Annotated in this window: 24 protein-coding genes; 11 read left to right on the plus strand and 13 right to left on the minus strand. The window is 60.0% G+C overall.

Annotation, left to right across the window (positions count from 1 at the left end):
* Window positions 1–114: 114 nt before the first annotated feature.
* Together J1G33_RS11730 and J1G33_RS11735 are read right to left on the minus strand one after the other, a co-directional pair.
* The gene (locus J1G33_RS11730; RefSeq protein ID WP_005790139.1) at window positions 115–339 is read right to left on the minus strand and encodes a hypothetical protein; all 225 of its coding nucleotides are present in this window, start codon (window positions 337–339) and stop codon (window positions 115–117) included.
* A gap of 442 nt (window positions 340–781) precedes the next feature.
* Window positions 782–1087: a hypothetical protein gene (locus J1G33_RS11735; protein WP_032880043.1), complete on the minus strand. Its 306-nt coding sequence runs from the start codon at window positions 1085–1087 to the stop codon at window positions 782–784.
* A gap of 457 nt (window positions 1088–1544) precedes the next feature.
* Here J1G33_RS11735 and J1G33_RS11740 point away from each other — a divergent pair, with 457 nt between their 5' ends.
* Together J1G33_RS11740 and rmuC are read left to right on the plus strand one after the other, a co-directional pair.
* On the plus strand, window positions 1545–1868 hold the full coding sequence (locus tag J1G33_RS11740; RefSeq protein WP_032880044.1) for a hypothetical protein: 324 nt from the start codon (window positions 1545–1547) through the stop codon (window positions 1866–1868).
* Window positions 1869–2043: 175 nt separating this feature from the next.
* The gene (gene rmuC, locus J1G33_RS11745; RefSeq protein ID WP_177327436.1) at window positions 2044–3408 is read left to right on the plus strand and encodes a DNA recombination protein RmuC; all 1365 of its coding nucleotides are present in this window, start codon (window positions 2044–2046) and stop codon (window positions 3406–3408) included.
* 61 nt (window positions 3409–3469) lie between these two features.
* Here the strand turns inward: rmuC and J1G33_RS11750 are convergent, their stop codons facing one another.
* The 3 genes from J1G33_RS11750 to J1G33_RS11760 all read right to left on the minus strand — a co-directional run bounded on the left by J1G33_RS11750 (window position 3470) and on the right by J1G33_RS11760 (window position 8050).
* The gene (locus J1G33_RS11750; protein ID WP_032880045.1) at window positions 3470–6940 is read right to left on the minus strand and encodes a PAS domain-containing hybrid sensor histidine kinase/response regulator; all 3471 of its coding nucleotides are present in this window, start codon (window positions 6938–6940) and stop codon (window positions 3470–3472) included.
* A 118-nt stretch (window positions 6941–7058) separates the two neighbouring features.
* Entirely contained in the window at window positions 7059–7442 is a 384-nt protein-coding gene (locus tag J1G33_RS11755; RefSeq protein ID WP_103733678.1) for a YbaN family protein, read from the minus strand.
* Window positions 7443–7462: 20 nt separating this feature from the next.
* Entirely contained in the window at window positions 7463–8050 is a 588-nt protein-coding gene (locus J1G33_RS11760) for a YecA family protein (RefSeq protein WP_223018132.1), read from the minus strand.
* A gap of 275 nt (window positions 8051–8325) precedes the next feature.
* Between J1G33_RS11760 and recQ the strand changes: the two genes are divergently transcribed.
* Together recQ and J1G33_RS11770 are read left to right on the plus strand one after the other, a co-directional pair.
* On the plus strand, window positions 8326–10455 hold the full coding sequence (gene recQ / locus J1G33_RS11765; RefSeq protein WP_005790127.1) for a DNA helicase RecQ: 2130 nt from the start codon (window positions 8326–8328) through the stop codon (window positions 10453–10455).
* Between the two features lie 121 nt (window positions 10456–10576).
* A complete protein-coding gene (locus tag J1G33_RS11770; protein WP_003193007.1) occupies window positions 10577–11011 on the plus strand; it encodes a MarR family transcriptional regulator in 435 nt (144 codons plus the stop codon).
* Between the two features lie 128 nt (window positions 11012–11139).
* Here J1G33_RS11770 and J1G33_RS11775 read toward each other — a convergent pair whose 3' ends face one another.
* Complete coding sequence (locus J1G33_RS11775) at window positions 11140–13329, minus strand: patatin-like phospholipase family protein (RefSeq protein ID WP_005790125.1); 2190 nt, start codon at window positions 13327–13329, stop codon at window positions 11140–11142.
* A gap of 84 nt (window positions 13330–13413) precedes the next feature.
* Here J1G33_RS11775 and J1G33_RS11780 point away from each other — a divergent pair, with 84 nt between their 5' ends.
* Window positions 13414–13701, plus strand: a complete 288-nt coding sequence (locus J1G33_RS11780) for a SelT/SelW/SelH family protein (RefSeq protein ID WP_043049661.1) — start codon at window positions 13414–13416, stop codon at window positions 13699–13701.
* Between the two features lie 34 nt (window positions 13702–13735).
* Here the strand turns inward: J1G33_RS11780 and J1G33_RS11785 are convergent, their stop codons facing one another.
* The 3 genes from J1G33_RS11785 to J1G33_RS11795 all read right to left on the minus strand — a co-directional run bounded on the left by J1G33_RS11785 (window position 13736) and on the right by J1G33_RS11795 (window position 15881).
* Window positions 13736–14017, minus strand: coding sequence for a hypothetical protein (locus tag J1G33_RS11785; RefSeq protein WP_003193002.1), 282 nt, complete (start codon window positions 14015–14017; stop codon window positions 13736–13738).
* A 130-nt stretch (window positions 14018–14147) separates the two neighbouring features.
* On the minus strand, window positions 14148–15032 hold the full coding sequence (locus J1G33_RS11790; RefSeq protein ID WP_223018133.1) for a DMT family transporter: 885 nt from the start codon (window positions 15030–15032) through the stop codon (window positions 14148–14150).
* Between the two features lie 99 nt (window positions 15033–15131).
* Entirely contained in the window at window positions 15132–15881 is a 750-nt protein-coding gene (locus J1G33_RS11795) for an AraC family transcriptional regulator (protein WP_032880047.1), read from the minus strand.
* A 137-nt stretch (window positions 15882–16018) separates the two neighbouring features.
* On the opposite strand from J1G33_RS11795, the gene J1G33_RS11800 reads away from it, so the two are divergent.
* Window positions 16019–16828, plus strand: a complete 810-nt coding sequence (locus J1G33_RS11800; protein WP_032880048.1) for a UDP-2,3-diacylglucosamine diphosphatase — start codon at window positions 16019–16021, stop codon at window positions 16826–16828.
* Window positions 16829–16894: 66 nt separating this feature from the next.
* Here the strand turns inward: J1G33_RS11800 and J1G33_RS11805 are convergent, their stop codons facing one another.
* The 3 genes from J1G33_RS11805 to phhA all read right to left on the minus strand — a co-directional run bounded on the left by J1G33_RS11805 (window position 16895) and on the right by phhA (window position 19334).
* Window positions 16895–18088 carry an amino acid aminotransferase gene (locus tag J1G33_RS11805; RefSeq protein ID WP_032880049.1) on the minus strand — a complete coding sequence of 398 codons (1194 nt, stop codon included), beginning with the start codon at window positions 18086–18088 and terminating at the stop codon, window positions 16895–16897.
* The gene (locus tag J1G33_RS11810; protein WP_005790113.1) at window positions 18088–18444 is read right to left on the minus strand and encodes a 4a-hydroxytetrahydrobiopterin dehydratase; all 357 of its coding nucleotides are present in this window, start codon (window positions 18442–18444) and stop codon (window positions 18088–18090) included. The genes J1G33_RS11805 and J1G33_RS11810 overlap by 1 nt, the downstream gene beginning before the upstream one ends.
* Before the next feature lie 98 nt (window positions 18445–18542).
* Window positions 18543–19334, minus strand: coding sequence for a phenylalanine 4-monooxygenase (phhA, locus tag J1G33_RS11815; RefSeq protein WP_043049667.1), 792 nt, complete (start codon window positions 19332–19334; stop codon window positions 18543–18545).
* A 257-nt stretch (window positions 19335–19591) separates the two neighbouring features.
* Here phhA and J1G33_RS11820 point away from each other — a divergent pair, with 257 nt between their 5' ends.
* Window positions 19592–21145 (plus strand): sigma-54-dependent phenylalanine hydroxylase transcriptional regulator PhhR, encoded by a 1554-nt coding sequence (locus J1G33_RS11820; RefSeq protein ID WP_005790109.1) that lies wholly within the window; start codon window positions 19592–19594, stop codon window positions 21143–21145.
* 66 nt (window positions 21146–21211) lie between these two features.
* Here the strand turns inward: J1G33_RS11820 and J1G33_RS11825 are convergent, their stop codons facing one another.
* A complete protein-coding gene (locus J1G33_RS11825; RefSeq protein WP_223018134.1) occupies window positions 21212–22189 on the minus strand; it encodes a hypothetical protein in 978 nt (325 codons plus the stop codon).
* Window positions 22190–22775: 586 nt separating this feature from the next.
* Between J1G33_RS11825 and J1G33_RS11830 the strand changes: the two genes are divergently transcribed.
* From J1G33_RS11830 to J1G33_RS11845, 4 genes are all read left to right on the plus strand, one after another.
* Window positions 22776–23516, plus strand: coding sequence for a flagellar basal body rod protein FlgF (locus tag J1G33_RS11830; protein WP_032880052.1), 741 nt, complete (start codon window positions 22776–22778; stop codon window positions 23514–23516).
* 62 nt (window positions 23517–23578) lie between these two features.
* Entirely contained in the window at window positions 23579–24364 is a 786-nt protein-coding gene (flgG, locus tag J1G33_RS11835; RefSeq protein WP_005790105.1) for a flagellar basal-body rod protein FlgG, read from the plus strand.
* 53 nt (window positions 24365–24417) lie between these two features.
* On the plus strand, window positions 24418–25113 hold the full coding sequence (gene flgH, locus J1G33_RS11840; RefSeq protein ID WP_005790104.1) for a flagellar basal body L-ring protein FlgH: 696 nt from the start codon (window positions 24418–24420) through the stop codon (window positions 25111–25113).
* Between the two features lie 27 nt (window positions 25114–25140).
* Window positions 25141–26229, plus strand: coding sequence for a flagellar basal body P-ring protein FlgI (locus J1G33_RS11845; RefSeq protein WP_164699565.1), 1089 nt, complete (start codon window positions 25141–25143; stop codon window positions 26227–26229).
* The last annotated feature ends 3 nt before the right edge of the window (window positions 26230–26232 follow it).

Consider the following 26232-nt stretch of genomic DNA (forward strand, 5'->3'; position numbering starts at 1 on the left):
CAGTTATAACGTTTATATCTATCGGTGCTTAGTAAATACAGGCCCGTGCCAAATTTCAGGCAATAAAAAACCCTGTTTTTCAGACAGGGTTTTTGTTTTCAGCGACTCGGTCGATCAGGCAGTCAGTGCCTGACGGGTACGCTCGATCACGGCCTGCAGCGGTTCTGCGCTGGAGTATTGATCGGGGTACAGGCGTTCGCTGTGACGAGCGATACCGTGTTCATTGACCAGGGTGAAGCTGAAGCAGCCTTTGCGAGCGGCCATGATCAGGCAGTTCATTGGGGCAAAAGCGTTAGTGAGGGTGCGAATGGCATCCTGAGTGTGGATTTGAGCGTTCATATTATTGGTGTTCCTACAAATGACACGGATAAGAACCGTGCAACGTTAAAACGTTCCAGTAACGCTGATCACCATTGATCAAACGAAGAACCTGACTGGAACAAAGCAGCCAGTTTGAAGCGCTGATAATTTAGGCGCGCTTGGGCTGGCAGGTAGGTACTTAGGAGGGCAGGCAACACAACAGGGGCAAAGGTTCTGGGCCCGGGGTGAAGATCCTGATCAATTTGCAGGTTGGTTCGGTCAGAGTATGTAAACTTCGCGACACCCTTTGCTTGTTCAAAGGCAGTGTCGTCGCAAGCGATACCTGGAAACCATCGAGGTGGTCGATCCCGTGTGGTTCAGGGGACTTGTACGACCAGAATTGACTTTCAGCTTGGTACTAACGCCGCGGATAGTAACGGAATGAAACAGGGAAGGGAAGGGGGTTGGCAAAAAACTTTAATCAGCCGCCGAGCAGTCCACGATAGACCAATACGGTCACAGACGCAGCCAGGGCGCAGCCCAGTGCGTAAGCGGCGAGCGTCAGGCGCAAGGACTGGCCGGTCTCGATCAGTTTCATGACCTCGTGAAGATCATTGATCCGGCCGTCACTCAGTTCGATGCACAGGCTCGCGGCGGTAAAGGCGGCCGAGAGCAAAATCGCGATAGCGAACAACGCGCCGTCCGGAGAGGGTAGCGCTGCATTGATTCCCAACGATGTCGCGCAGATGGCCAACAGCAGCATGGCGAAAAGCAGAATTCCTTTCATCGGCCCTACAGAGTTGCGTTGACGGTGGCGCAGTGTGGCGAGCCGGGACAGATTTGAAAAGCCCCCGGGTTTGTCCTGGCAGTAACATGTTTAACGCGTGTTGAATCAAAAAACGCCGGCGATATAACCCTTGAATAGTTACTTGTGCACATTGGTTGCGGCATGTGTAACCCTCCTGCCACTCACCGCGAAGGGCGCCTATTTGCCTGTAATCAAAATTTAAGTCAATGAAAAATCTGGCTTTTTTTTATTGGTGAAAAAATCGTCAGTTTGACCGGGGGCCCCGTTCCATGGGCCTTTGCGCGAGTTCAAGGAGGGTTGTCCACTGAGTTATCCACAGCTTCTGTGGATTGTCCCAAGCGCTTGCTCTAGGACGGGCGTGCAGGTTTTTTTCAGCTTTACCTGTACGAAAAAAAGAGTAGAGTGGCGCGCCTTCCGTTCTGTCCCACAGTGCTTTATGAAGTTTCGCTCAGTATCACCTTCTGTTACCGACACTACTCAAACTGTTACCGCACCCAAGCGTTTTTCCTTGAAGGTCGCTCTGTGGCTGCTCGACAGCCCGCGTCTGGGCCAGAGCCGCAACGTCAAGCACTTCGCTGGGCGTTTGCTCAAGCAGCCTGCCCGGGAAGGCGTGGTGGCCGCACAGAGTCGTCTCGGCCAGCTGATGTGCCGCGAGTGCGGAAACGCACGTGACCGGCGCATTGGTCATGATCTATTACGCTCGGCCGCTCGCGCCGGCGATCGTCGCGCCCAGAGTGAACTGCGCCAGGTCGAAGACTGAGCTGTCTTCGGGCCCTGTGCTTGGTTACCCTTGATCTTTTTTGGTGATGGCAGAAATGGCTATGGTTTTTGACTGGACCAGTATTGCCTTGGGGCTCGTTGGCGCAGCCGTACCGTTACTGGCGCTGTGCTGGCAGATTCAGCGGCGCTTGAACGCGCGCAACACCGGGTGGGAACTGCTGGAAGAACGCCTGGCAAACGCGCAACTGGCCCAAGAGGGGCTCGCCGCCCAGCTGGATGCCAGTCGCGATGAAATCAGCGACCTGAGCCAGGCCAACGCCGCCAAACAGGCCGACCTGGCGGCACTGGGTCGCGAAGTCGAACTGTTGCAGATCGACCGCGATAACGCCCGCGATGCCGCCCATGCCTGGAACCTCGATCGCAGCGCCAAGGAGACCGAACTGCGCCGTCTCGACGCCTTGGCCGCATCCCTGAGCGCGGAATTGCGCGAGCAACAGGAGAGCCATCAGCAGCGCCTCACTGACCTGCAAGGCTCACGGGACGAGCTGCGTGCGCAGTTCGCCGAGCTTGCCGGTAAAATCTTCGACGAGCGTGAACAGCGCTTCGCCGAAACCAGCCAGGAACGCCTGGGCCAGTTGCTCGACCCGCTCAAGGAGCGCATCCAGTCCTTCGAGAAACGCGTTGAAGAAAGCTATCAAAACGAAGCCCGTGAGCGGTTCTCCCTGGCCAAGGAGCTTGAGCGCCTGCAGCAACTGAACCTGCGCCTGTCGGACGAAGCCACCAACCTGACCCGCGCCCTCAAGGGGCAGAAAACCCAGGGCAACTGGGGGGAACTGATTCTTGAGCGGGTGCTGGAACACGCAGGCCTGGAAAAAGGCCGCGAATACCAGACCCAGGTCAGCCTCAAGGGCCCGGATGGCGAGCGCTTCCAGCCGGACGTGCTGATCATGTTGCCGGGTGACAAGCAGGTGGTGGTCGACTCCAAGGTCAGCTTGACCGCCTATCAACAGTACGTCGCGGCGGATGACGAAGTGATTGGCCAGGCGGCGTTGAAGCAGCATGTGCTGTCTTTGCGCAATCACGTCAAGGGCTTGGCCGGCAAGGACTACAAGCGCCTGGAAGGTTTGCACAGCCTGGATTTCGTTCTGCTGTTCGTACCGATCGAGGCGGCTTTTTCCGCGGCCTTGCAGGCTGAACCGAATTTGTTCCAGGAAGCCTTCGATCGCCATATCGTGATTGTCAGCCCCACCACCTTGCTCGCCACCCTGCGGGTGATCGATAGCCTGTGGAAGCAGGAGCGTCAGAGCCAGAACGCCCGGGAAATCGCCGAGCGTGCCGGTTGGCTGTACGACAAGTTCGTGTTGTTTATCCAGGACCTGGACGAAGTGGGCAACCGGCTGCAGCAGTTGGACAAGGCTTACAGTGCGGCGCGCAACAAATTGACGGACGGGCGTGGGAATCTGGTCAGCCGTACCGAGCAGTTAAGGTTGCTCGGCGCCCGAGCCAGCAAGAGCCTTCCGGCGGATTTGCTGGAGCGAGCGATGACAGATTCGGATGGCGTGGCGCATCTCCCCGAATAGACTTGGGGCCAAATGTGGGAGTGGGCAAGCCCCTCCCACATTTTGACCACGCACGACCCTTTTACAAGGGCAGGTGCCTGCTCAACAGTGCCCTCAACGCCGCCGGCTTCACCGGCTTGGCCAGGTAGTCCAGCCCCGCCCCATGCACCTGAGCCACCATCTCCGGGCGCCCGTCGGCACTGATCACAACGCCGGGAATAGGCTCGGCCAATTGCGCTCGCAGCCAGCCCATCAGTTCGGTGCCGGTTTCGCCGTGGTCCAGGTGATAATCCACCAGCGCCAGTTGCGGTCGCATACCGTCGGCCAGCAGCGCTGCGCACTGGGCCTGGTCGGTGGCGGTCCAGACTTCGCAGCCCCAGCGTGTCAGCAGGCTGCGCATACCGATCAGGATGCTTTCCTCGTTATCCACGCACAGCACCCGCGCACCGCTCAGGGGCAGGCCGTTCTCCACGGCGGCTTTTGGCTGCGGGCTGGCCTGGTTGCGCGCCAGCGGCACGCACACGCTAAACACGCTGCCCTTGCCCGGCCACGAGCGCACGCTCAGGCGATGGCCCAACACGCGGCACAGGCCGTCGGCAATCGCCAAGCCCAGGCCCAGGCCCTTCTCGGCGCGGGTCTGGTGGCTGTCCAGGCGCTTGAATTCTTCGAAGATCACTTTTTGCTTGTCCGGCGGAATGCCCGGGCCTCGGTCCCATACTTCCAGGCACAGTTCGCCCTGACGTCGACGTACGCCCAGCAGTACGGGCCCGTCGGCATAACGGAAGGCATTGGTCAGAAAGTTCTGCAACACCCGCCTCAGCAACTTGATGTCGCTGTCCACTCGCAGGCGGCTGCCGCGCCAACGGAAGCGCAAACCTTGCTCATGGGCCAGCGCCTTGAATTCTGCGCCCAGGGTGTCAAATAGCTCATTGAGTACAAAGGGCTGGCGTTGTGGATTGATCTTGCCGTTTTCCAGGCGCGATATGTCCAGCAAGTCGCTGATCAGGTCTTCGGCTGAGCGCAACGAGCTGTCCAGATGCTGCACCAGTTGCCGCGCCTCGTCGGACAGGCCGTCGTGCTGGTGGGAGAGGGCGGCGGAGAACAGCCGCGCCGCGTTCAAGGGTTGCATCAGGTCATGACTGACTGCCGCCAGGAACCGGGTCTTCGACTGGCTGGCAGATTCGGCCACGCCTTTGGCGTCGGTCAGCGCCACGTTGAGCTGCGACAACTCATGGGTGCGCTCGGTCACTCGCTGTTCCAGGCCCTCGTTTGCCTCGGTCAGTGCCTGTTCGGCTTCGCGGAACGCGGTGATGTCGGTGAAACTCATGACAAAACCGCCACCGGGCATCGGGTTGCCGATCAACTCGATCACCCGGCCATTGGGAAACAGGCGCTCGGAGGTGTGCGCGCGGCCCTGGCGCATCCAGTGCAGGCGTCGCGCCACGTGCACTTCGGCTTCACCCGGCCCGCACAGGCCGCGCTCGGCGTTGTAGCGAATAATGTCGGCAATCGGCCGGCCGACGCTGATCAAACCGTCCGGGTAGTTGAACAGCTCCAGGTAGCGCCGGTTCCAGGCTACCAGCTTGAGCGACTGGTCCACCACACTGATGCCTTGGGTAATGTTCTCGATAGCGCCTTGCAGCAGGGCGCGGTTGAATTGCAGCACCTCGGAGGCTTCGTCGGCGATGCGTACTACGTCCTCCAGCTGCATTTCCCGGCCTTCGATCGCGGCTTTCACCACTGCCCGCGTCGAGGAGGCGCCGAGTACGCCGGCCAACAAACGCTCGGTATGGGCGATCCAATCGTTGTCGGCATTCTGGTTGGGGTTGAAGCCTTTACCCTGGCGATAGGCAAAGCGAATGAAGCTCTGCTGGGCACGTTCTTCGCCGACGAAACGTGCAGCCAGGCTGAGCAGGTCGCTGATCTGCACCGACAACATGGAACGAGCATTGGCGCGCTGGTTGATTTCCTGGCCGATAAACCGGCCGGCCTGCCAGTGCTCGGAAACTCGCGTGCGCGACAGCATCGATACCCAGACGAAGAGGGTGAAGTTACCCGCCAGGGAGAACACTGTACCCAAGGTCAGCGACGTCACCGACAGCCCGAATGGGTGGGAGTGCATCCAGGTCAGGCCGGGGAAAAGGCTGAGCGACCAGCCAAGGCTTTTCGCCGTCACCGGTAGGACCAAGGTGTAGAACCACAGGAATGTACCGGCGGCCAGGCCGGCAAATACACCGCGCCGGTTGGCCTGCTTCCAGTAGAGCGCACCGAGCATCGCCGGGGCCAGTTGGGTCACGGCGGCAAAAGCGATCTGGCCGATGGTGGCCAGGCTGGCAGTCGAGCCCAGCAGACGGTAGCTCACATACGCCAGCAGCAGAATGATCACAATGCTCACCCGGCGTACCGAGAGCATCCAGTGGCGGAACACTTCGAACGGCCGCTCGGCGCTGGAGCGGCGCAGCAACCACGGCAACAGCATGTCGTTGGAGACCATGGTCGACAACGCGATGCTGGCCACGATGACCATGCCGGTGGCTGCCGAAGCCCCGCCGATGAACGCCAGTACGGCGAGGGCCGGGTGGGCCTGGGCCATCGGCAGGCTGATCACGTAGGAGTCGGGCAGCACCGAACCAGGCAACAGCATTTTTCCGCCCAGGGCGATCGGTACCACGAACAACGCGGCGAGGATCAAGTACGCCGGAAATACCCACTTGGCCAGGCGCAGGTCCTGCGGGTCAATGTTCTCAACGACAGTCACATGGAATTGCCGGGGGAGGCAGATGATCGCCATCATGGCGACGCCAGTCTGCACCACCATTGATGGCCAGTTGATCGTTTCTTTCCAGTATTCCTCCAGGCGCGGCGCGAGCATGGCCTGGCTGAACAGATCGCCGAAACCGTCGTACAAGCCGTAGGTCACAAACGCGCCGACCGCGAGAAATGCGAACAGCTTGACCAAAGACTCAAAGGCAATCGCCAGCACCATGCCCCGGTGGTGTTCGGTGGCATCGAGGTTGCGCGTACCAAACACGATAGTGAACAGCGCCAGCACCAGCGACACGATCAAGGCTGTGTCCTGAGCCCGGGTACCGGTGGTGTCGGGGCCGGCGCCGATCAACAGGTTTACGCCCAGCACGATGCCTTTGAGTTGCAGCGCGATATAGGGCAGCACGCCGACCAGACAGATCAGCGCGACCACCACCGCCAGGGATTGGGATTTGCCATAGCGAGCGGCGATAAAGTCGGCGATGGAGGTGATGTTTTCCTGCTTGCTGATCAGGATCATCTTCTGCAGTACCCAAGGCGCCAACACCAGTAACAGCACCGGCCCCAGGTAGATCGGTAAAAATGCCCACAGCTGCTCGGCGGCTTGGCCTACCGCTCCAAAGAACGTCCAACTGGTGCAGTACACCGCCAGCGACAAGCTATAGACCCACGCACGCACCCGGGGTGGCAGCGGCGCATGGCGGCGGTCACCGTAAAAAGCGATGGCAAACATAATGGCCATATAGGCCAGGGCAACGGCGGCGATCAGCCCGCTGGACAGCGTCATGGTAACTCCGAGCATAAGAACACCCGGGCATTCCGGGCCCGGTTGGACAGTCTCGCATGATGCCTGTTGTTAGTCAGTGTCGACCAAGGTCGCGTGGGATCTAATGTCGCAGGTGCATTCAGCGCGGGGGCAGGGTTTTCTGGCGCAGGATGTAGATCGTCACCAGCACGGCGCTGGTCAGCATGAAGCCGCGAGCCCACGGCAACGGCACCAGGTAACAGGATAGCGCGATGCTCAGCCACATCAGGCCGATGGCGTAGACCTTACCCTTGAGTGGAATGCCGTTGCCATCCAGGTAATCACGAATCCATGGGCCCAGCCGTGGGTGTTCCACCAGCCAGTGATAGAACCGCGGGGAGCTTCGAGCGAAGCAGGCGGCGGCCAGTAGTAGAAAGGGCGTGGTCGGCAATACCGGTAGGAAAATGCCAATCACTCCCAGCGCTACGCTCAGCCAGCCGATGGCCAGCAGTACGTAGCGCAGGAGCAGTGAGCGGTCGCCCATGGGTGCCACGGGCAAGCGACTCAGTGGTGACGTGGCTTGAGGATCGCCGGTTTTTCGTCAGGCGCGTTGCACAGCAGGTACAGCGCGGTCAGGGCTTCCGGGATCTGCACGATCATGTCGTCCATCAGGTTGGCATCGGCGGCGATGTCGGAGAACTCTGCTTCTTCTTCGAACAGGCCCGAACCAACCATGATCGGCAGGAGCATTTCGCTGACTTCTTCTTCGGCGGTCTCGAACCAGGCGGCTTCACGCAGGAACACGCCTTCCATGAAACCGATGCACCAGCCGCGCAGGTCGGAGTCGTCCGGGTGGTCGCCCAGGTCGAGGTCGCATGGCAGCTCGAACTCTTCGTCGGAGGCCAGTTGGCGCGCAATGTGGGCCTTGAGGGCGATCAGGGTGGATTCGATTTCTTCGCGCTGGGCGGCGTCGCTGTAATGAGGCTCTTCAGCGAACAGCGCGTCGATCCATTCACGGTCCGGGACGGTTTCGGAGCAGATCGACAGGGCGGTCAGGTAGCCGTGGGCGGCCACGTAGTCCAGCGCCTCGTCATGCAGCTCATCGGCGTCGAGGAAGGCTTGCAGGCGGGTTAGTTGCTCAGCGAAGGACATTGAAGGGCTACCTTGGGAATAAACGATGCTGAATTCTAGGCTTTCTTGAGCGCCCAGGCCAGCCGCACGGCATATTTGCCCGGTTTTAGAGCAGGCGTCTATTCGTCAGTCGCGCCCTTTGGCCGATGACGCTCGGGTATACTGCCGCGTTTTGTGATGCCCCTGCAGGCTTAGCGCCAATCCGGGAAAACTTCGCTTACGGATTATTTTCCGTGAAAGCGTATTTTTTCGGCCAGCCTGTACAGAGGGATTTCGGCACCATTTTGGAGTTTTACATGCTCGAGCAGGCTCAACGCGTCCTCAAGGACATCTTCGGCTACGACAGTTTTCGTGGCCGCCAGGGTGCGATCATTGAGCGTGTGGCCAGCGGCGGCGATGCCCTGGTGCTGATGCCTACCGGTGGCGGCAAGTCGCTGTGCTTCCAGGTACCTGCGCTGTTGCGCAACGGCCTGGCGGTGGTGGTGTCGCCGCTGATCGCGTTGATGGACGATCAGGTTGCCACCCTCGAAGAGCTGGGCGTCGCCGCCGCTTCCCTGAACTCCACTCTCAGCGCCGAGCAGCAGCGCGACCTGGCCGCACGAATCAAGCGCGGTGAAGTGAAGATGTTGTACCTGGCGCCGGAGCGTCTGGTGCAGCCACGCATGTTGGCCTTTTTGCAGAGCCTGGAAATCGCCCTGTTCGCCATCGACGAAGCCCACTGTGTATCGCAGTGGGGCCACGATTTCCGCCGCGAATACCTGCAGCTTGGTCAATTGGCGGAGCTGTTCCCCGACGTGCCGCGCATCGCCCTGACCGCCACCGCTGACAAACGTACCCGTGAAGAGATCGTCGAGCGCCTGCATTTGCAGAATGCCGAGCGCTTCCTGTCCAGCTTTGACCGGCCGAATATCTTCTATCGCATCGTACCCAAGGAGCAGCCACGCAAGCAGTTGCTCGCGTTCCTGTCCGAGCGGCGCAGCGATGCGGGTATTGTCTACTGCCTGTCACGCAAGAAGGTCGATGAAGTCGCTGCGTTCCTGTGCGAGCAAGGCTACCCGGCGCTGCCTTACCACGCCGGCCTGCCCAATGAAACGCGCTCTGCGCACCAGAAACGCTTCCTAAACGAGGAAGGCCTGATCATGGTGGCGACCATCGCCTTCGGCATGGGTATCGACAAATCCAACGTGCGTTTCGTGGCGCACATGGACCTGCCCAAGTCCCTTGAGGCCTATTACCAGGAAACCGGTCGTGCCGGCCGAGATGGCCTGCCGGCGGATGCCTGGATGGTCTACGGCCTGCAGGACGTGGTGATGCTCAAGCAGATGCTGCAGAACTCCGAAGGTGACGAGCGTCACAAGCGTCTGGAGCAGCACAAGCTCGACGCCATGCTTTCGTTGTGCGAAGAAACCCGCTGCCGCCGTCAGACGCTGCTGGCGTATTTCGACGAAGACATGCCGCAACCCTGCGGTCACTGCGACAACTGCATCGACGGCGTGCAAACCTGGGACGCTACCGAGCCTGCGCGCCAGGCGTTGTCGACGATCTATCGCACTGGCCAGCGCTATGGCGTGGGCCATCTGGTGGATGTGTTGCTCGGCAAGGACAATGAAAAAGTTCGTAGCTTCGGCCACGAAAAACTGTCGGTCTATGGCGTCGGTAAGGCCCGTGCCGAGGGCGAATGGCGTTCGCTGTTTCGCCAGATGGTTGCCCGTGGCCTCGTCGACATTGATATCGAAGGCTATGGCGGGCTGCGCCTGAACGACAGTTGCCGGCCGTTGCTCAAGGGTGAAGTCAGCCTGGAACTGCGCCGCGACCTCAAGCCGCAGGCCAGCGCCAAAAGCAGCAGCACCAGCCAGGCCAGCCAGTTGGTGCGGGGCGAGGAGCGCGAGCAGTGGGAGGCGTTGCGTACCCTGCGGCGCAAATTGGCGCAGGAACACAGCGTGCCGCCCTACGTTATCTTCCCCGACTCCACCTTGCTGGAAATGCTCCGCGAGCAACCCACCACCATGGCCGAGATGGCTCGGGTCAGTGGCGTGGGTGCGCGCAAGCTGGAGCGTTACGGCCAGGCCTTCCTCGAAGTGCTCGGCGGCCAGGCAGAAGCGCCGAAGGAAATCGCCGATATTCGCCACGAACTGATCAGCCTGGCCCGCGCTGGCATGACTCCGATCCAGATCGCCGGCCAACTGCAATGCTCGGAAAAAAATGTGTATACCCTGCTCGCCGAAGCCATTGGCAAGCAACAGTTGTCGCTGGAGCAGGCCCTTGATTTGCCTGAGGATTTACTCGGCGAAATCCAGGATGCCTTCCTCGACGGAGAAGGCGAATTGCCACCTGTAGTGGAGATCGCTCCATTGTTCACCGGGCGTGTTCCCGAGGGTGTTTTGTACTGCGTGCGTGCCGCTTTGCAGTCGGAATTCGAAATTTAGTGTGGCAATTACGACAATGTAACGAATCAGTACATACCGGGCCTTGCCTACTGGCATGGCTCATGCTTAGCTGACTAATAATTAGCCACACTTTATTTTCAGTCTTAAACATGAGTTTTTTATGCCGTTAACCGATCAACACCGTTTTGGCATGCAGTTGGCGCAAATGTCCCGAGGTTGGCGCGCCGAGCTGGACCGTCGTTTGGCGGGGCTAGGGTTGTCCCAGGCGCGCTGGCTGGTGCTGCTGCATCTGGCCCGTTTTGTCGAAGCACCTACCCAACGTGAACTGGCACAAAGTGTCGGCGTCGAAGGGCCGACCTTGGCGCGCCTGCTCGACAGCCTGGAAGGCCAGGGCCTGGTGCAACGCCAGGCCGTGGTGGAAGACCGCCGCGCCAAACGCATTTTGTTGTGTGATACCGCTCAACCGCTGATCGACCAGATCGAGACCATCGCCACGGCCTTGCGCCATGAGCTGTTCGTTGGGGTGAATGAAGAGGATCTGCGCGTGTGCATGCGTGTGCACGAGCACATTCTGGCGAACCTGGAAAAGTCCTGACTCGCAATTCGCCGAGAACCAAATGTGGGAGGGGGCTTGCTCCCGATTGCGGTGGGCCAGCTACAGAATTGTTGACTGATACCCCGCCATCGGGAGCAAGCCCCCTCCCACATTAGTTCTGTGCTGTGTCAGAAGGTCTGCCCCAGGTTCAGGTACACCGCCTTCTGATTATCATCATTGAACCCATAGCTGAAATTCAGCGGCCCCAGTGGCGTATCAAACCCCAGGAAAATACTCGCGGCATTGATATACCCGCTGTCGAATTCGTTGTCGTTGTTCCACGCCCGGCCCCGTTCCAGTGAGGCACCCAGGTACAACGGGAAGTCCAGTGGCAGGTACGAGCGTGGGGTCAGCCGGCGGAAGTACACCGCGCGCATCAGGCTGACGTTCTGGCCCGAAATCGCATCCTGGCGAAAGCCCGACAATTGCCGCGCCCCACCCAGCAGGAAGCTGGAGATCACCACATCGGAATTATCCAGCGTGCGTCCATAGCGACCGCCGAGTATCAGAGTGTCCGGGCCATGGCTCATGGCCTTGTCCAGTTTGAACTCCCATTGACGGTAGCGCTGGTCCGAACCCAGTCCGGGTTCGAATTCGCGAAAGGCCAGGCCTATGTCTTCGCCGCTGTGCGGGAAGTAGACGTTGTCGAGGGAGTCGAAGGAATATTTAAGCTCATAGAACCCTTCGCTGAAACTCACGCTCGGCAGGTCGCGCTCGCCGATACGCACGTCCGCCTTGCCCCACGCCTCACCTACGCCGAAGCGGATCTCGCCGCTGTTGCCGATCTGGCGTCCTACGTTCAAGCCAAAGCCATAGCGTTCCAAACGATATTCGGAGATGGGGTCGTTGTCCAGGATCAGCTCAACGTTCTGCGCCTCGGCTCTGATGTAAGGCGCGACGAAGTAGCGCGACCCGGTGTCCATCGGTTGGTAGAACTCGCTGTACAGCTCCTGTCGATCACCGATCTGCACCCGAGTCAGCCATTCCGCGCCGAGGCGGTTGATGCCGTTCACTCGATAGCTGGCGCCAAGGTTGAAAGCGCTGTCGCCGCGCATGTCATCCGACAGGTTCAAGCCCAGGCGCAGGTAGTCGGTGCCGCTGCGCTTGCCCCGCGCGCTGATCACCAGGGTGTTGTCCTGGCCCTTTTTGACCACGCGGTATTGCACCTGCTCGAAGTAATCCAGGCCGTACAGTGTGCCCATGTCCGATTGCAGGCGCCCCAGGTTCAGCGGTTCTCCCAGCCCCTGACGGATGTAATAGCGGATCACGTCGTCGCTGACTTTGGAGTCGTTCTCCACCTTGATAGCGGTGATCACCGGGGTGCGCTCGCCCGGCGTGCGTGCAGCCACCAGTTGCGCGTCGATGGGCTCGACCGGACGCAGGTTCGCCAGGCGCACATCGAGAGCGCGGGTGGCGCGGTAACCGGCGTCGATCATGTCTTTGGCGCGGCCGAAGTCGGTCACGCCATAGGCGGCCAGAGGCGGTTGGATCAGCACATCCTTGGGGTTCAGAGCCTTGAGTTGCTCCTCGGAATTGCGCCGGGTCATCAGGGTGATGGACTGGTTGAGCACGTCCACCACGGTCGCCAATTGCTTGCGCGAGCGCAGCGGGGTGCCGATGTCGACCACGATGGCAATATCGACGCCCATCTCCCGCGCCACATCCAACGGGATGTTGTCGGTCATACCGCCGTCCACCAGCAGGCGGCCGTCCAGTTCCACCGGGGCGAACACGGCGGGGATCGACATGCTGGCGCGTATCACCTGGGGCAGGTGGCCCTTGCTGAACACGACTTTTTCGCCGGTGGTAATGTCGGTGGCCACCGCGCGGAACGGGATCGGCAGCTTGTCGAAGTTGCGCGTGTTGCTACTGTGGGCAAACATGCTTTCCAGCAGCAGCGCCAGGTTCTGGCCCTGGATCACACCCAGTGGCAGGCCCAGGCTGCCGTCGTCGCGGAAACTGAGTTTCTGCTTGACCAGGAAATCCCGGTCGTCCTGTTTGCGCCGAAACGGTACGTCTTCGCGTGGTGGGGCGTCCGACAGGGCCTGTTGCCAGTCGATGCCCAGCGCCAGCTTCTCCAGTTCGTCGATTTTGTAGCCCGATGCGTACAGCCCGCCAATTACCGCACCCATGCTGGTGCCGGCAATCGCATCAATATGGATGCCCTGTTCCTCAAGGGCTTTGAGCACACCGATATGCGCCAGGCCACGGGCGGCACCACCGGACAACACCAGGCCGATTTTAGGGCGGGGTGCTTCCAAGGCTTCGGCAAGCAGGGGGACTAGGCACAGGAACAGGCAAGACAGCAGGCGGCGCATCATCAATCTCGAGGCTGGGCGATAAAGGCCGCTATTATAGCCACTCGATTCGCTGGGCCCGTCATGTCAGGAGCCGCTTAAATTATGTCTGCAAGCAAACCCGAGATTGTTATCACTTATTGCACCCAGTGCCAGTGGTTGCTGCGCGCCGCGTGGCTGGCCCAGGAGTTGCTCAGTACATTTGCCGATGACCTGGGGCGCGTGGCGCTGGAGCCGGCCACCGGTGGCGCCTTTCGCATCACCTGTGATGGCGTGCAGATCTGGGAACGCAAAGCCGACGGCGGCTTTCCCGAGGCCAAGGTACTAAAACAGCGGGTACGCGACCAGATCGACCCGCAGCGCGATCTGGGCCATAACGATCGTACGCAATGAAAGTCACCGCCACAGAGGGGCGGTGACCCTACCGCTACTTGGCAGCGAGCTTTTGTTTGATAAAACCGACGGCCCACGTCAATACCAACCCACCGACGCCACCGCCGACAATATTGCTGCCGATCGCGGCAACATCCAGCGCTTCGCCGCTGGTGGTGCCCGTGAGTGCGGCGACAATCTGGCCCAGCACCAAGCCGCCGACTCCGCCGAGAAAGGTATTGAGCCCTGTCCCCAGGCTCTGTTTGGTCATGCCGGCGATGTTGCCACCGACGGCACCGCTGATGATCTGGACCAGCAAGCTGATGAGCATTTCCATGATGAAACTCCTGCATCGCATTGAGGGGTGACCACTCGCTTGCAGCAACTTCAGAAAGCACCATGGCTGTCGTCGAGGAGTCTTTATCCGTTGAACGACTACAGACTGTTGCGGACGTTTAAAGTATAGATCAGGCTGTGGTTGCCGGTTGTTTGGCCTGGCTGGCGCTGCCCATCAGGCCGGAAAGCACGATGGCGAGGATGATCAAGGCGCCGCCCAGCAACATGCGTAAGGTCGGGGTTTCGGCAAACAACAGCCAGGCCACGGTGATGCCGTAGACAGGTTCCATGGCAAACACCACCGAGGCGGTGCGCGCCTTGATCACGGCAAGGCTGGCGACAAACAGGCTATGGGCAAGACCCGTACAAAACACTCCCAGCAACCCGATCCACAGCCAGTCAATCCCACGTACATCCGCCAGCCCTGGTGCGGCCACCGGCAGCAGGCAGGCCGCGACCACCACGTTCTGGCACAGCGCGGCCTGTACAGCAGGAATGCGCCCGGAGCTGGCGCGATTGTTCAGCGATAACAACGAGAACAACAGCCCCGAGGCGATCCCCCACAGTAGGCCGCTGGTGGCCTCGCTGGCGAGGTTGAAATCCGGGGTCACCAGCACCAGGCCAACGGTGACCAGGGCCACTAGCAGCACTTCATTGGCGCGAATGCGCTCGCGGAAGATCAACCCTTCAAGGATCACGGTAAAGGCCGGAAAGGCGGTAAACCCCAGGGTCGCCACGGCCACGCCGGCGACTTTGACGGCAATAAAGAACGTCACCCAATGCGCGGCCAGCAACACACCGCTGACCAGCAGGCGGCGCCAGTCGCGCGTCTCCAGTGTCTTCCAGGGCGCGTTGCTGGCAAAGCGGGCAAACACCGCCAGGGCGAGCACAGCAAACGCGGCGCGACCAAACACGATGATGGCAGGGGAGGCCGCCGCCAGCTTGCCGAATACGCCGGTGAGGCCAAACATCAATGCGCCGATATGCAGGGCGCCAAGGGCTGAACGGGGAGTCATTGCGATCCTTGAAGCAACGGGGGTAACAGCCTCGCAGTCTAGAGGCATGGTTTGCGGGCGTCTGTCGCCGGCCTCGCGATTTTTAGCGTGGGGCTCTTGTCAGTCGGCCCGACGCAGGGCGCTGGGCGTGGCGCCAAACTCGCGCAACATGGCGGCACTGAATGCGCTTTGCGAGGCGTAGCCGACGCGCTCGGCAACCTCACCAATGGCAAGCGGTGTGCCGCGCAAAAGCCCCAGCGCCATGTGCAAGCGACGACTGCGAAGATAATCCATCGGCGTTTGCCCGCATTCGGCCATGAAGCGTGCATGCAGGCGCGCCACGGAAAGCCCGGCGATGCGCGCCAGGTCGGCCACCTGCAACGGGCGCGCAGCATGGCGCTGGATATGGGCATTGAACGCTGCATAAGGCAGGCGCCGGCCAGGCTGCGATTTAGCCTGGGGATGATTGAGGCTGGCCAGTAACAGCACCGCACCTTGCTGGACGATCAGCGGGTCGTCCACCGGGCTGTGCGCCAGCCACTGCACCAGTTGGCTTTGCCGCGGATCCAGCGTCAGTCGCGCCGGTTGCCCCAGCAAGCGGCGACTGGCATCGGCATGCTCGCCCAGGGATTGCACCACCCAATGCTCGGTCGGCACATCCAGCACCAGGCAGCGGCTGCCATCGCGGCTGCCACAGGCATGGTGAGTGGAGAAGGGCAGCACCATCACACTGCTCTCGCGCACTTGGCTGCCACGGCCATCGACTTCCAGCTCCAGGTGCCCGGACAGGCCGAACACCAACTGCGCATGATCATGGCTGTGAGCGATGGGGGCTTCGAGGTAGTGGCGTAGCGTGAGGCTCGGGCTCATCGCAATCTCCAGGGCGGCAAGGCGCCAGTCTACAACGCTTTGCGGGAATTTAGCGCTGTCATCAGACTGACGCACAGCTGTCATGGGCTATTAATCGCCAAGGCGCAAGCTCGCGAAAACAGCGTCGAGGGATGCCCATGACCCATGCCGAGTTCACCAAGCCCAGCCGCAAGCAACGGGTGCGAACCCTGTGGATTTCCGACGTGCATCTAGGCACCCGGGATTGCCAGGCCGAGCACTTGTCGCAGTTTCTCAAGGGCTACCACGCCGACAAGGTCTACCTGGTGGGCGATATTATCGATGGTTGGAAAATGCGTGGCGGCATGTACTGGCCCCAGGCCCACACCAACGTGATCCGCCGCCTGCTGACCATGGCCAAGCGCGGCACCGAGGTGATCTACGTCACTGGCAACCATGATGAATTTTTACGACGCTATTCCAAGCTGATCCTGGGCAATATCCAGTTGGTCGATGAGGCAGTGCATGTGACCGCCGACGGTCGGCATCTATTGGTGATCCATGGCGACCAGTTCGATGTGATCACCCGTTATCACCGTTGGCTGGCGTTCCTCGGCGACTCGGCCTACGAATTCACCCTCACGCTTAACCGCTGGCTCAACCATTGGCGCGCGCGCTACGGTTATGGCTACTGGTCGCTGTCGGCGTACCTGAAGCACAAGGTGAAAACCGCCGTGAGCTTTATCAGCGATTTCGAAGAAGCGATTGCCCACGAAGTCACCAGGCGCGAACTGCATGGGGTGGTGTGCGGGCATATCCACCATGCCGAGATTCGCAAAGTGGGCGAGGTGGATTACCTCAATTGCGGGGATTGGGTGGAATCGTGCACCGCGCTGATCGAGCACTGGGATGGGCATATCGAGTTGTATCGGTTGGCGGACGTCCAGGCCAGGGAGGCGCAGCTCAAGGCTGAAATGGTCGCTGGCTAAAAGCCTCGCCTCGGTAAAAATGTGGGAGGGGGCGTGCCCCCTCCCACATTTTTGATCCCGCAGTTTTCAGTTGGAAACGTCGGCGATAGCTTGGGCCAGCAGCGTCAAACGTGTCGCATCCACCCCGGCCACGTTGGCCCGGCCTGAACTGACCATATACACGCTGTGCTCCTCGCGCAGTTGCTTGACCTGCTCGGCACTCAAACCGGTATAGGAAAACATCCCGCGCTGCGCGCCGATATGGGCAAACTTCTCGGCCAAGCCATGGGGCTTCAAGGCTTCCACCAACCCGGAGCGCAAGTGCGCGATCCGCGAGCGCATGGCCTCGACTTCCTCGCTCCACAGTTTTTTCAGCTCGGTATCACCGAGGATGGTCGCCACCACGGCAGCGCCATGATCCGGCGGCGTCGACCACAGGTTGCGGGCGATATTCGCCAGTTGGCTGCGCACATCGGTGAGCTTTTCGGCATCCGCAGCACACAGGATCAGTGCGCCGACCCGGTCGCGATACAGACCGAAGTTCTTCGAGCAGGAACTGGTGACCAGCACTTCCGGCAACTCGGCTGCAAACAGGCGCACCGCCCACGCGTCCTGCTCCAGGCCATCACCAAAGCCCTGGTAAGCAAAGTCGATCAGCGGCAGCAACTGGCGTTCCCGCACAATCTGCAACACCTGGCGCCAGTCATCCTGGGTCAGGTCGAAGCCGGTCGGGTTATGGCAGCAGGCATGCAGCAGCACCACGTCACCCTTGGGTACCGTGGACAGGGTCGCAAGCATCGCCGCCACATCCAGGCGATTGTCGCTGCCTACGTAAGGGTAGTGACTGACCTTAAGCCCGGCCTTGGCAAAAATGGTCTCGTGGATTGGCCAGGTCGGGTTGCTCAACCACACGCCACGGCCAGGCAGGCTCTGGGCGATAAAGTCAGCGCTCAGGCGCAGGGCGCCGGTACCGCCTGGGGTCTGGGTGGCGCCGGCGCGGCGTTCGCGCAACAAGGCCGAATCGGCACCGAGCACCAGTTCGCTGATCAGGGTGCCGAAAGCCGCGTCACCATGGCCACCGATGTAGGTCTTGGTCACCTGGGTATCAACCAGGCGCTGTTCCGCCAGCTTCACCGAGTGGGGAATCGGGGTCAGGCCCTGGTCGTCCTTATACACGCCCACGCCCAGGTCGAACTTGTTCGGGTTGGCATCCTGGGCATACAGGTCCATCAGCCCGAGGATCGGGTCACCGGGCACGCGGCCAATCGCATCGAAGTGCATTACTTGCGGCCCTCGGCAGTCTTGGCCACTTCGTCGGTGCGCGCAGCCATGATGAAGTCGTTGCGGTGCAGGCCCTTGATGGAGTGGCTCCACCAGGTCACGGTGACTTTGCCCCATTCGGTGAGCAGGCCAGGGTGATGGCCTTCGGCTTCGGAGATTTCACCCATGGCGTTGGTGAAGGCCAGGGCGAACTTGAAGTTCTTGAACAGGAAGACCTTTTCCAGCTGCATGACGCCGTCGCGCACTTCGATGTTCCAGTCAGGGATCTGCTTGAGCAGCACCGGCAGTTCTTCATCGCTGACTTGCGGGGCATCGGCGCGGCAGGCTTCGCAGTGGGCTTGGTTCAAGGTGGTCATGGGAGGTGTCCTGAATTCGAATGTTTGAAGGTCAGTGGCGTTACCCTAAAGCAACGCGCGGCCAGGGAACAGACTCACCTGGCCTAAAAAGGCACAGCTCAAGCAGCCTTGGGCTTTGGCGGGAATTTCGGTGCGTGCAAGCCCAATTCCATACCGCGCTCGACCATGCCCATGATGTCTTCCTGCGCCACGTCGAACAGGCGCTTGAGTTCGGGCAATACGAAGTACAGCGGTTGCAGGATGTCGATACGATAAGGGGTGCGCATCGCTTCCAGCGGATCGAAGGCTTGGTGCTCGGGCTCATCCGACAGGCAATACACGCTTTCTTTAGGCGAAGACAGAATGCCGCCACCGTAGATGCGGCGCCCTTGGGGCGTGTCCACCAGGCCGAACTCGATGGTCATCCAGTACAGGCGCGCCAGGTACACCCGTTGCTCCTTGGTGGCCGCCAGGCCGAGCTTGCCGTAGGTGTGGGTGAATTCGGCGAACCACGGGTTGGTCAGCAGCGGGCAGTGGCCAAAGATCTCGTGGAAAATATCCGGTTCTTGCAGGTAGTCCAGCTCTTCACGGGTACGAATAAAGGTCGCCACCGGAAATTGCTTGCTGGCGAGCAATTCAAAAAAGGTCTGGAAGGGAATCAGTGCGGGTACACGCGCGACTTGCCAGCCGGTGGTTTCGGCCAGCACCTTGTTGATTTCGCCCAACTGGGGGATGCGATCCAACGGCAGGCCGAGCTTGTCGATGCCGTCCAGGTATTCCTGGCAGGCACGGCCTTCGATCACTTTGAGTTGGCGAGTGATCAGCGTGTTCCATACCGCGTGTTCTTCTGGCGGGTAATGGATAAAACCTTGCGCATCGGGCTCGCGGGCCACGTAGTGCGTCTGCTTCATACGGCTCTCCTGCTAGGCATTCGTTCTTGTTATGTCCTGCGATGCACCTATTGATAACCCGAACAGCGCCGGATTCCATCGCGGTCTTGCCTGGGTGCGTAGGAAAAACTACCCGTTTTCGTAAAGTATTCGTTACGGGTGTAGGCCTTATCTGTGTCTTGGGCTGTGAAAAGGTGACGCGCTGTCACATAATCTTGACGACTATCTGCGCCCAGCGGCAAAAAGACGCGGTGCCTCCCTACTTTTCGAGCCTTTCCATGCGTATCAAAGTGCACTGCCAGAACCGCATCGGCATCCTGCGGGACATCCTCAACCTGTTGGTGGAGTACGGCGTCAACGTCGCCAAGGGCGAGGTCGGCGGTGAGCATGGCAATGCCATCTACCTGTTTTGCCCGAACCTGGTGAACATGCAATTCCAGGCATTGCGCCCGCAGTTCGAGGCGATTGCCGGCGTATTCGGCGTCAAAAGGGTGGGGCTGATGCCGAGCGAGCGGCGGCATATGGAACTCAATGCGCTGCTTGGCGCCCTGGAATTTCCGGTGCTGTCCATCGACATGGGCGGTTCTATCGTCGCTGCCAATCGTGCAGCGGCACAGTTACTCGGTGTGCGGGTGGATGAGGTGCCGGGTATTCCACTGTCGCGCTATGCCGAGGACTTCGATTTGCCGGAACTGGTGCGTGCCAGCAAATCGCGGATCAACGGCTTGCGGGTCAAGGTCAAAGGTGACGTGTTTTTGGCGGATATCGCCCCACTGCAATCCAGTGAGCATGACGACAGTGAGGCCATGGCCGGTGCCGTGCTGACCTTGCATCGCGCTGACCGTGTGGGTGAGCGCATCTACAACGTGCGCAAGCAAGAGCTGCGCGGCTTTGACAGCATCTTTCAAAGCTCCAAAGTGATGGCTGCGGTGGTCCGAGAAGCACGGCGCATGGCACCGCTGGATGCGCCGCTATTAATAGAAGGCGAAACCGGCACCGGCAAAGAACTGCTGGCCCGTGCGTGTCACCTGGCCAGCCCGCGAGGGCAGTCGCCTTTGATGGCCCTCAATTGTGCGGGGTTGCCCGAGTCGATGGCTGAGACTGAACTATTCGGCTACGGCCCCGGTGCTTTTGAGGGGGCGCGAGCGGAGGGCAAGCTCGGGCTGCTGGAGTTGACGGCGGGCGGTACCTTGTTTCTTGATGGCGTTGGTGAAATGAGCGCGAGATTGCAGGTGAAGTTGCTGCGCTTCTTGCAGGATGGGTGTTTCCGTCGGGTCGGCAGTGATGAAGAGGTGTATCTGGATGTGCGGGTGATCTGTGCGACCCAGGTGGACTTGTCGGAACTCTGCGCCCGGGGTGAGTTTCGCCAGGATCTCTATCACCGACTGAACGTGCTGTCGCTGCACATTCCACCCTTGCGTGAATGCCTGGACGGCCTGGCGCCCTTGGTCGAGCATTTTCTTGACCAAGCCAGTCGGCAGATCGGTTGCCCGCTGCCCAAGTTGGCGCCCGCTGCCATGGAGCGTCTTAGCCACTACCACTGGCCAGGCAATGTGCGGCAGTTGGAAAACGTGTTGTTTCAGGCGGTATCGTTGTGTGAGGGCGGCACGGTCAAGGTCGAGCATATTCGTCTGCCGGATTACGGCGTGCGTCAGCCGCTTGGGGATTTTTCGTTGGAAGGCGGTTTGGAGGATATCGTGGGGCGGTTCGAAAAGGCCGTGTTGGAAAGCCTTTACGCCGAGCACCCAAGCAGCCGGCAACTGGGTAAGCGCTTGGGTGTATCGCACACCACCATTGCGAATAAGTTGCGCGACTATAAGGTGATCAAGTAAGGGTATCGCGATGCTGGACACTGCGTCTTGTGAACGCAGTGTCCGATCTGACAACTGTCCAGTGTGTCAGCCGTAGACAATGTTGTACTGGCCTATTTCTTCAATCTTGCCTGTACTTTTGTCCCTCCAGGCCAGCGTTGTGTTTTCGTTGTCAATTTTAAAGAGCTCAATCAGGCTGTAGTTCTTGTCATGTTCCAAGTTGCTCAAACTTTTTTGAATCTCGGGAGAGAGTTTTCCGTACTTGCCGTTTTTCAGGTCCTTGGCAGTTACGCCGTAATCCTTGAATTGTTGGGCTTCGGAATTCGAATTCAACAGCTTTAATAAATCCGTACCGCTCGTTGGCGTCATATAGCCGTTTTCTGGCTGTTCAATAAATACAGGCCTGCCACCGTCGACGGGTGCCCAGAGGTAGGTAAATGCGTATCCGTTAAACTGAGTCACCATCCGGTAGTCCCTATGTTCATCCAGTTTCCCCAGTTCCTTGGTAATACTGGGGGAGAGTGGCCCATATTTGCCGCCAAGCAGATCCTTGGTGGTGATATCCATGTCCATACGGATCATGGCCTGTGGCAGTGTGTCGATAAGTTTATCCAGCGCCTTTACGGCCGGGTTCCAATGTTGATTTATTGGTGCGAATTCGTCTGCGAGCCTTGGAGAGACAAGATAACTTGGCCGCTGATCAGCATACCTGTCAGTAGGGTAGTTCCAGTCACGGCGCATGTCTGGTACGCGCCGCTCGGGAAGGTAGTCCCAGTCGCGACGCATTTGCGGCAAATCCCGGCTAGGGCGATAGTCCCAGTCTGGTTGCATGTCCGAGATGCGTCGGTCGGGGTAATAGTCCCTGGCACGGTGCATCTCTGGAAAGTATCGGTCAGGACGATAGTCTGAAACATCGGCCCTGTGCTCGTGGGTGCACGCGTGATAATGGGGCGCGGCCGATGGGTAGTTAGGTCGGTATACATCATGGTCCGGTCTGCCACCCGCTCTTGTAGGGAAGTAAGGAACACTGAAAGGCAGGGTGGGTACTTGTGAAATAGTGGACATGATACTGATCCTGTAGTTAGTGATAGGTGTGTCGCAAACACGCAACTTTAAATACTCGGGGTGGTGATGTTGCGATGGACAGAATTTACGCAGGCAGTAGGGTGTGTTCAAGTTGTCGTTGTTTAGTAATTGTAAGCGTGTGTCGAGACGTTTTAATTTGGTGTAAGTGTTGTGAGATGTCCGAGAAAGCAAGCGTAAAAACATGTATTAACTAAATGCTCAAGCGCCTGATAAAGATGGGTTTCACTCGCTGTACGTGAATTTGAAATAATAAGTCTGGTAGTCACCGCGTGTGTATTAATAACCCATCGCAACATTTCCCTCGATAAGAGCGGCCCAGGAAGCTGAAATGGCGACGCACCGGCGTAATTCAGGCATGGGGAGGGCTTCGGGCGTCAGGTCTTGCCGCAAGCGGCATAAGTCCGCCGTTTTTTCGACTCTTGAGAGTGGGTCTGCTCGACGCTCCAGCCCTCAACCCCCCGTATTCAGGGGGCTCCCTCGTTTTTTTTAAAGTTGGTTCGCAAATTGCTTAAGCCTCCTCAGTACAGCGGTGGGCGGCAAGCGTCCGTCAGAAAGAGGAAAGAGCGTGGACAAGTACCTTTATGTGGCAATGACCGGCGCCAGCCAGAATGCACTGGCGCAGAAGGCCCATGCCAACAACCTGGCGAACATTTCCACCAACGGTTTCCAGCGCGACCTGGAGCAGGCGCGTTCGATGCCGGTGTTCGGTGACAGCTTTCCGGCGCGGGCATTTGCCATGACCGAGCGGCCGGCCACTGACTTCTCCCCGGGCGCGATGATCGAAACCGGTCGCGACCTGGATGTGGCCGTCAGCGGCGACGGCTGGATGGCCGTGCAAACCCCCGATGGCGGCGAAGCCTACGTACGCAGCGCGAGCATGAACGTGGATGCGCTGGGGGTGCTGCGTGCCGGCAATGGTATGCCGATCATGGGTAACGGTGGCCCGATTGCCGTGCCGCCCCAGCAGAAAATCGAAGTCGGTGCCGACGGCACCATCAGCATCCGCGCCATGGGCGAAGGCCCGCGGGTGATGGCGGAAGTGGACCGGATCAAGATGGTCCAGCCCGACCTCAAGAACATGACCAAGGGCCTGGACGGCACCATCCACACCAAGGATGGCCAGCCAGCCCAGGCCGATGCGAACGTCAAGCTGACTTCGGGCTTCCTGCAGGCGAGCAACGTCAATGCCGTGGAAGAAATGACCGCGGTGCTGGCGCTTTCCAAGCAGTTCGAGCTGCACATCAAGATGATGAACAGCGCTAAAGAAGACGACCAGGCCATGACGCGCGTCATGCAGATGAGCTGATTCAAGCCCATTAACTAATTTGCAACGTAGCGCCCACCACCCGGCGCACGAAGGAGAACAGCATGCTTCCGGCTCTATGGGTTGCCAAGACAGGCCTGTCCGCCCAGGACACCAACCTGACGACCATTTCCAACAACCTGGCGAACGTGTCGACCACGGGCTTCAAACGTGATCGCGCCGAGTTCCAGGACCTGCTCTATCAGATCAAGAAGCAGCCAGGTGCCCAATCGACCCAGGACAGCGAATTGCCGTCGGGCCTGCAATTGGGTACTGGTGTGCAGATCGTCGGCACCCAGAAAAACTTCAGCGCCGGTAACCTGCAGCAAACCGGCCAGCCGCTGGACATGGCCATCAATGGCCGTGGCTTCTTCCAGATCCTGCAACCGGATGGCACTACCTCCTACACCCGCGACGGTACTTTCCACCTGGACTCCAACGGCCAGATCGTCACCGCCAACGGTTTCGCCCTGGAACCGGCCGTGGTGGTTCCGGCGGATGCCAAGACCTTTACCGTGGGCAACGACGGCACCGTGTCTATCACTGTGGCCGGCAACCCGGCGTCGCAAGTGATCGGCAACCTGCAAACCGCCGACTTCATCAACCCGGCCGGCTTGCAAGCGATGGGCAATAACCTGTTCCTGGAAACTGCCTCCAGCGGCGCGCCGCAAATCGGCACCCCGGGCCTGAACGGGTTTGGCACCACGCTGCAAAGCACCCTGGAAACCTCCAACGTCAGCACCGTTGAGGAGATGGTCAACATGATCACCACCCAGCGCGCCTACGAGATGAACTCCAAGGTGATTTCCACCGCCGACCAGATGCTCTCGTTCGTCACGCAAAATCTGTAATCACGTCTATGGGGCGCTCTTGACGGCGCCTGCAACACCATGAGGTAAGGGTCATGAATCGCTATGTTTCCGTTTTGGCATTGAGTGGGATCGCCGTGCTCGCGGGCTGTGTTGCCCCAACGCCAAAGCCCAATGACCCGTACTACGCGCCGGTGTTGCCACGCACGCCGCTGCCGGCGGCGGCCAATAACGGCTCGATCTACCAGGCTGGTTTCGAACAGAACCTGTACAGCGACCGCAAGGCCTTCCGGGTCGGTGACATCATCACCATCACCCTCAACGAGAAGACCCAGGCCAGCAAGAACGCCAACTCGCAGATCGGCAAGAACAGCAAGACCAGCATCGGCCTGACGTCGCTGTTCGGCGGTGGCCTGAACACCAACAACCCGCTGGGCGGTGGTGACCTGAGCCTGGACGCCGGCTACAGCGGCGACCGTGCCACCAACGGCAAGAGTGCGGCGGGGCAGGGCAACAGCCTGACCGGTTCGATCACCGTGACCGTGGCCGACGTATTGCCCAACGGCATCATCGCCATACGCGGTGAAAAGTGGATGACCCTCAACACCGGCGACGAGCTGGTGCGCATTGCCGGGATGGTCCGTGCCGATGATATTTCCACCGACAATACCGTGCCGTCGACGCGCATTGCCGATGCGCGCATCACCTACTCGGGGACGGGTTCGTTTGCTGATGCAAGCCAGCCGGGCTGGTTCGATCGTTTCTTCCTTAGCCCGCTGTTCCCTTTCTAGGTGGCCATTTTGAATTTCAAACAGCTGATGGCGACGGCGCTCTTGCTGGCCTTGAGCACTGTGGCCCAGGCCGAGCGGCTCAAAGATATCGCCAGTATTTCCGGCGTGCGCTCCAACCAGTTGATCGGCTATGGCCTGGTGGTGGGGCTCAATGGCACGGGTGACCAGACCACCCAGACGCCGTTCACCCTGCAGACCTTCAACAACATGCTGTCCCAGTTCGGTATCAAGGTGCCGCCAGGCTCGGGCAACGTGCAATTGAAGAACGTTGCCGCGGTGTCGATCAGTGCCGATTTGCCGCCATTTGCCAAGCCGGGCCAGGTGGTGGACATTACCGTTTCGTCCATGGGCAACTCCAAAAGCCTGCGTGGCGGCACCTTGCTGATGACGCCGCTCAAAGGTATCGACGGCAACGTCTACGCCATTGCTCAGGGCAACCTGGTGGTCGGCGGGTTTGATGCTGAAGGCCGCGATGGTTCGAAGATCACTGTCAACGTACCGTCGGCCGGGCGCATTCCCGGTGGCGCGACGGTTGAACGCACCGTGCCGAGCGGTTTCAACCAGGGCAACAGCCTGACCCTGAACCTCAATCGCTCCGACTTCACCACTGCCAAGCGCGTGGTCGACAAGATCAACGACATGCTCGGCCCAGGTGTGGCCCAGGCCATCGACGGCGGTTCGATTCGCGTCACCGCACCACTGGACCCCAGTCAGCGTGTGGACTACCTGTCGATCCTGGAAAACCTGGAGGTCGACCCTGGCCAGGCGGTGGCAAAAGTCATCATCAACTCGCGTACCGGCACTATCGTGATCGGTCAGAACGTCAAGGTCTCGCCGGCAGCGGTGACCCACGGCAGCCTGACGGTGACCATCACCGAAGACCCGATCGTCAGCCAGCCGGGCCCGCTGTCCAACGGCCAGACCGCCGTGGTCCCGCGCTCGCGGGTCAATGCCCAGCAAGAAGCCAAGCCGATGTTCAAGTTCGGCCCCGGCACCACCCTGGACGAGATTGTCCGTGCGGTGAACCAGGTGGGCGCAGCGCCCGGCGACTTGATGGCCATCCTCGAAGCTTTGAAACAGGCCGGCGCCTTGCAAGCCGACCTGATCGTGATCTGAGGC

Source organism: Pseudomonas sp. P867 (genome assembly GCF_019891455.1).
In the GTDB taxonomy this organism is placed as follows: domain Bacteria; phylum Pseudomonadota; class Gammaproteobacteria; order Pseudomonadales; family Pseudomonadaceae; genus Aquipseudomonas; species Aquipseudomonas synxantha_A.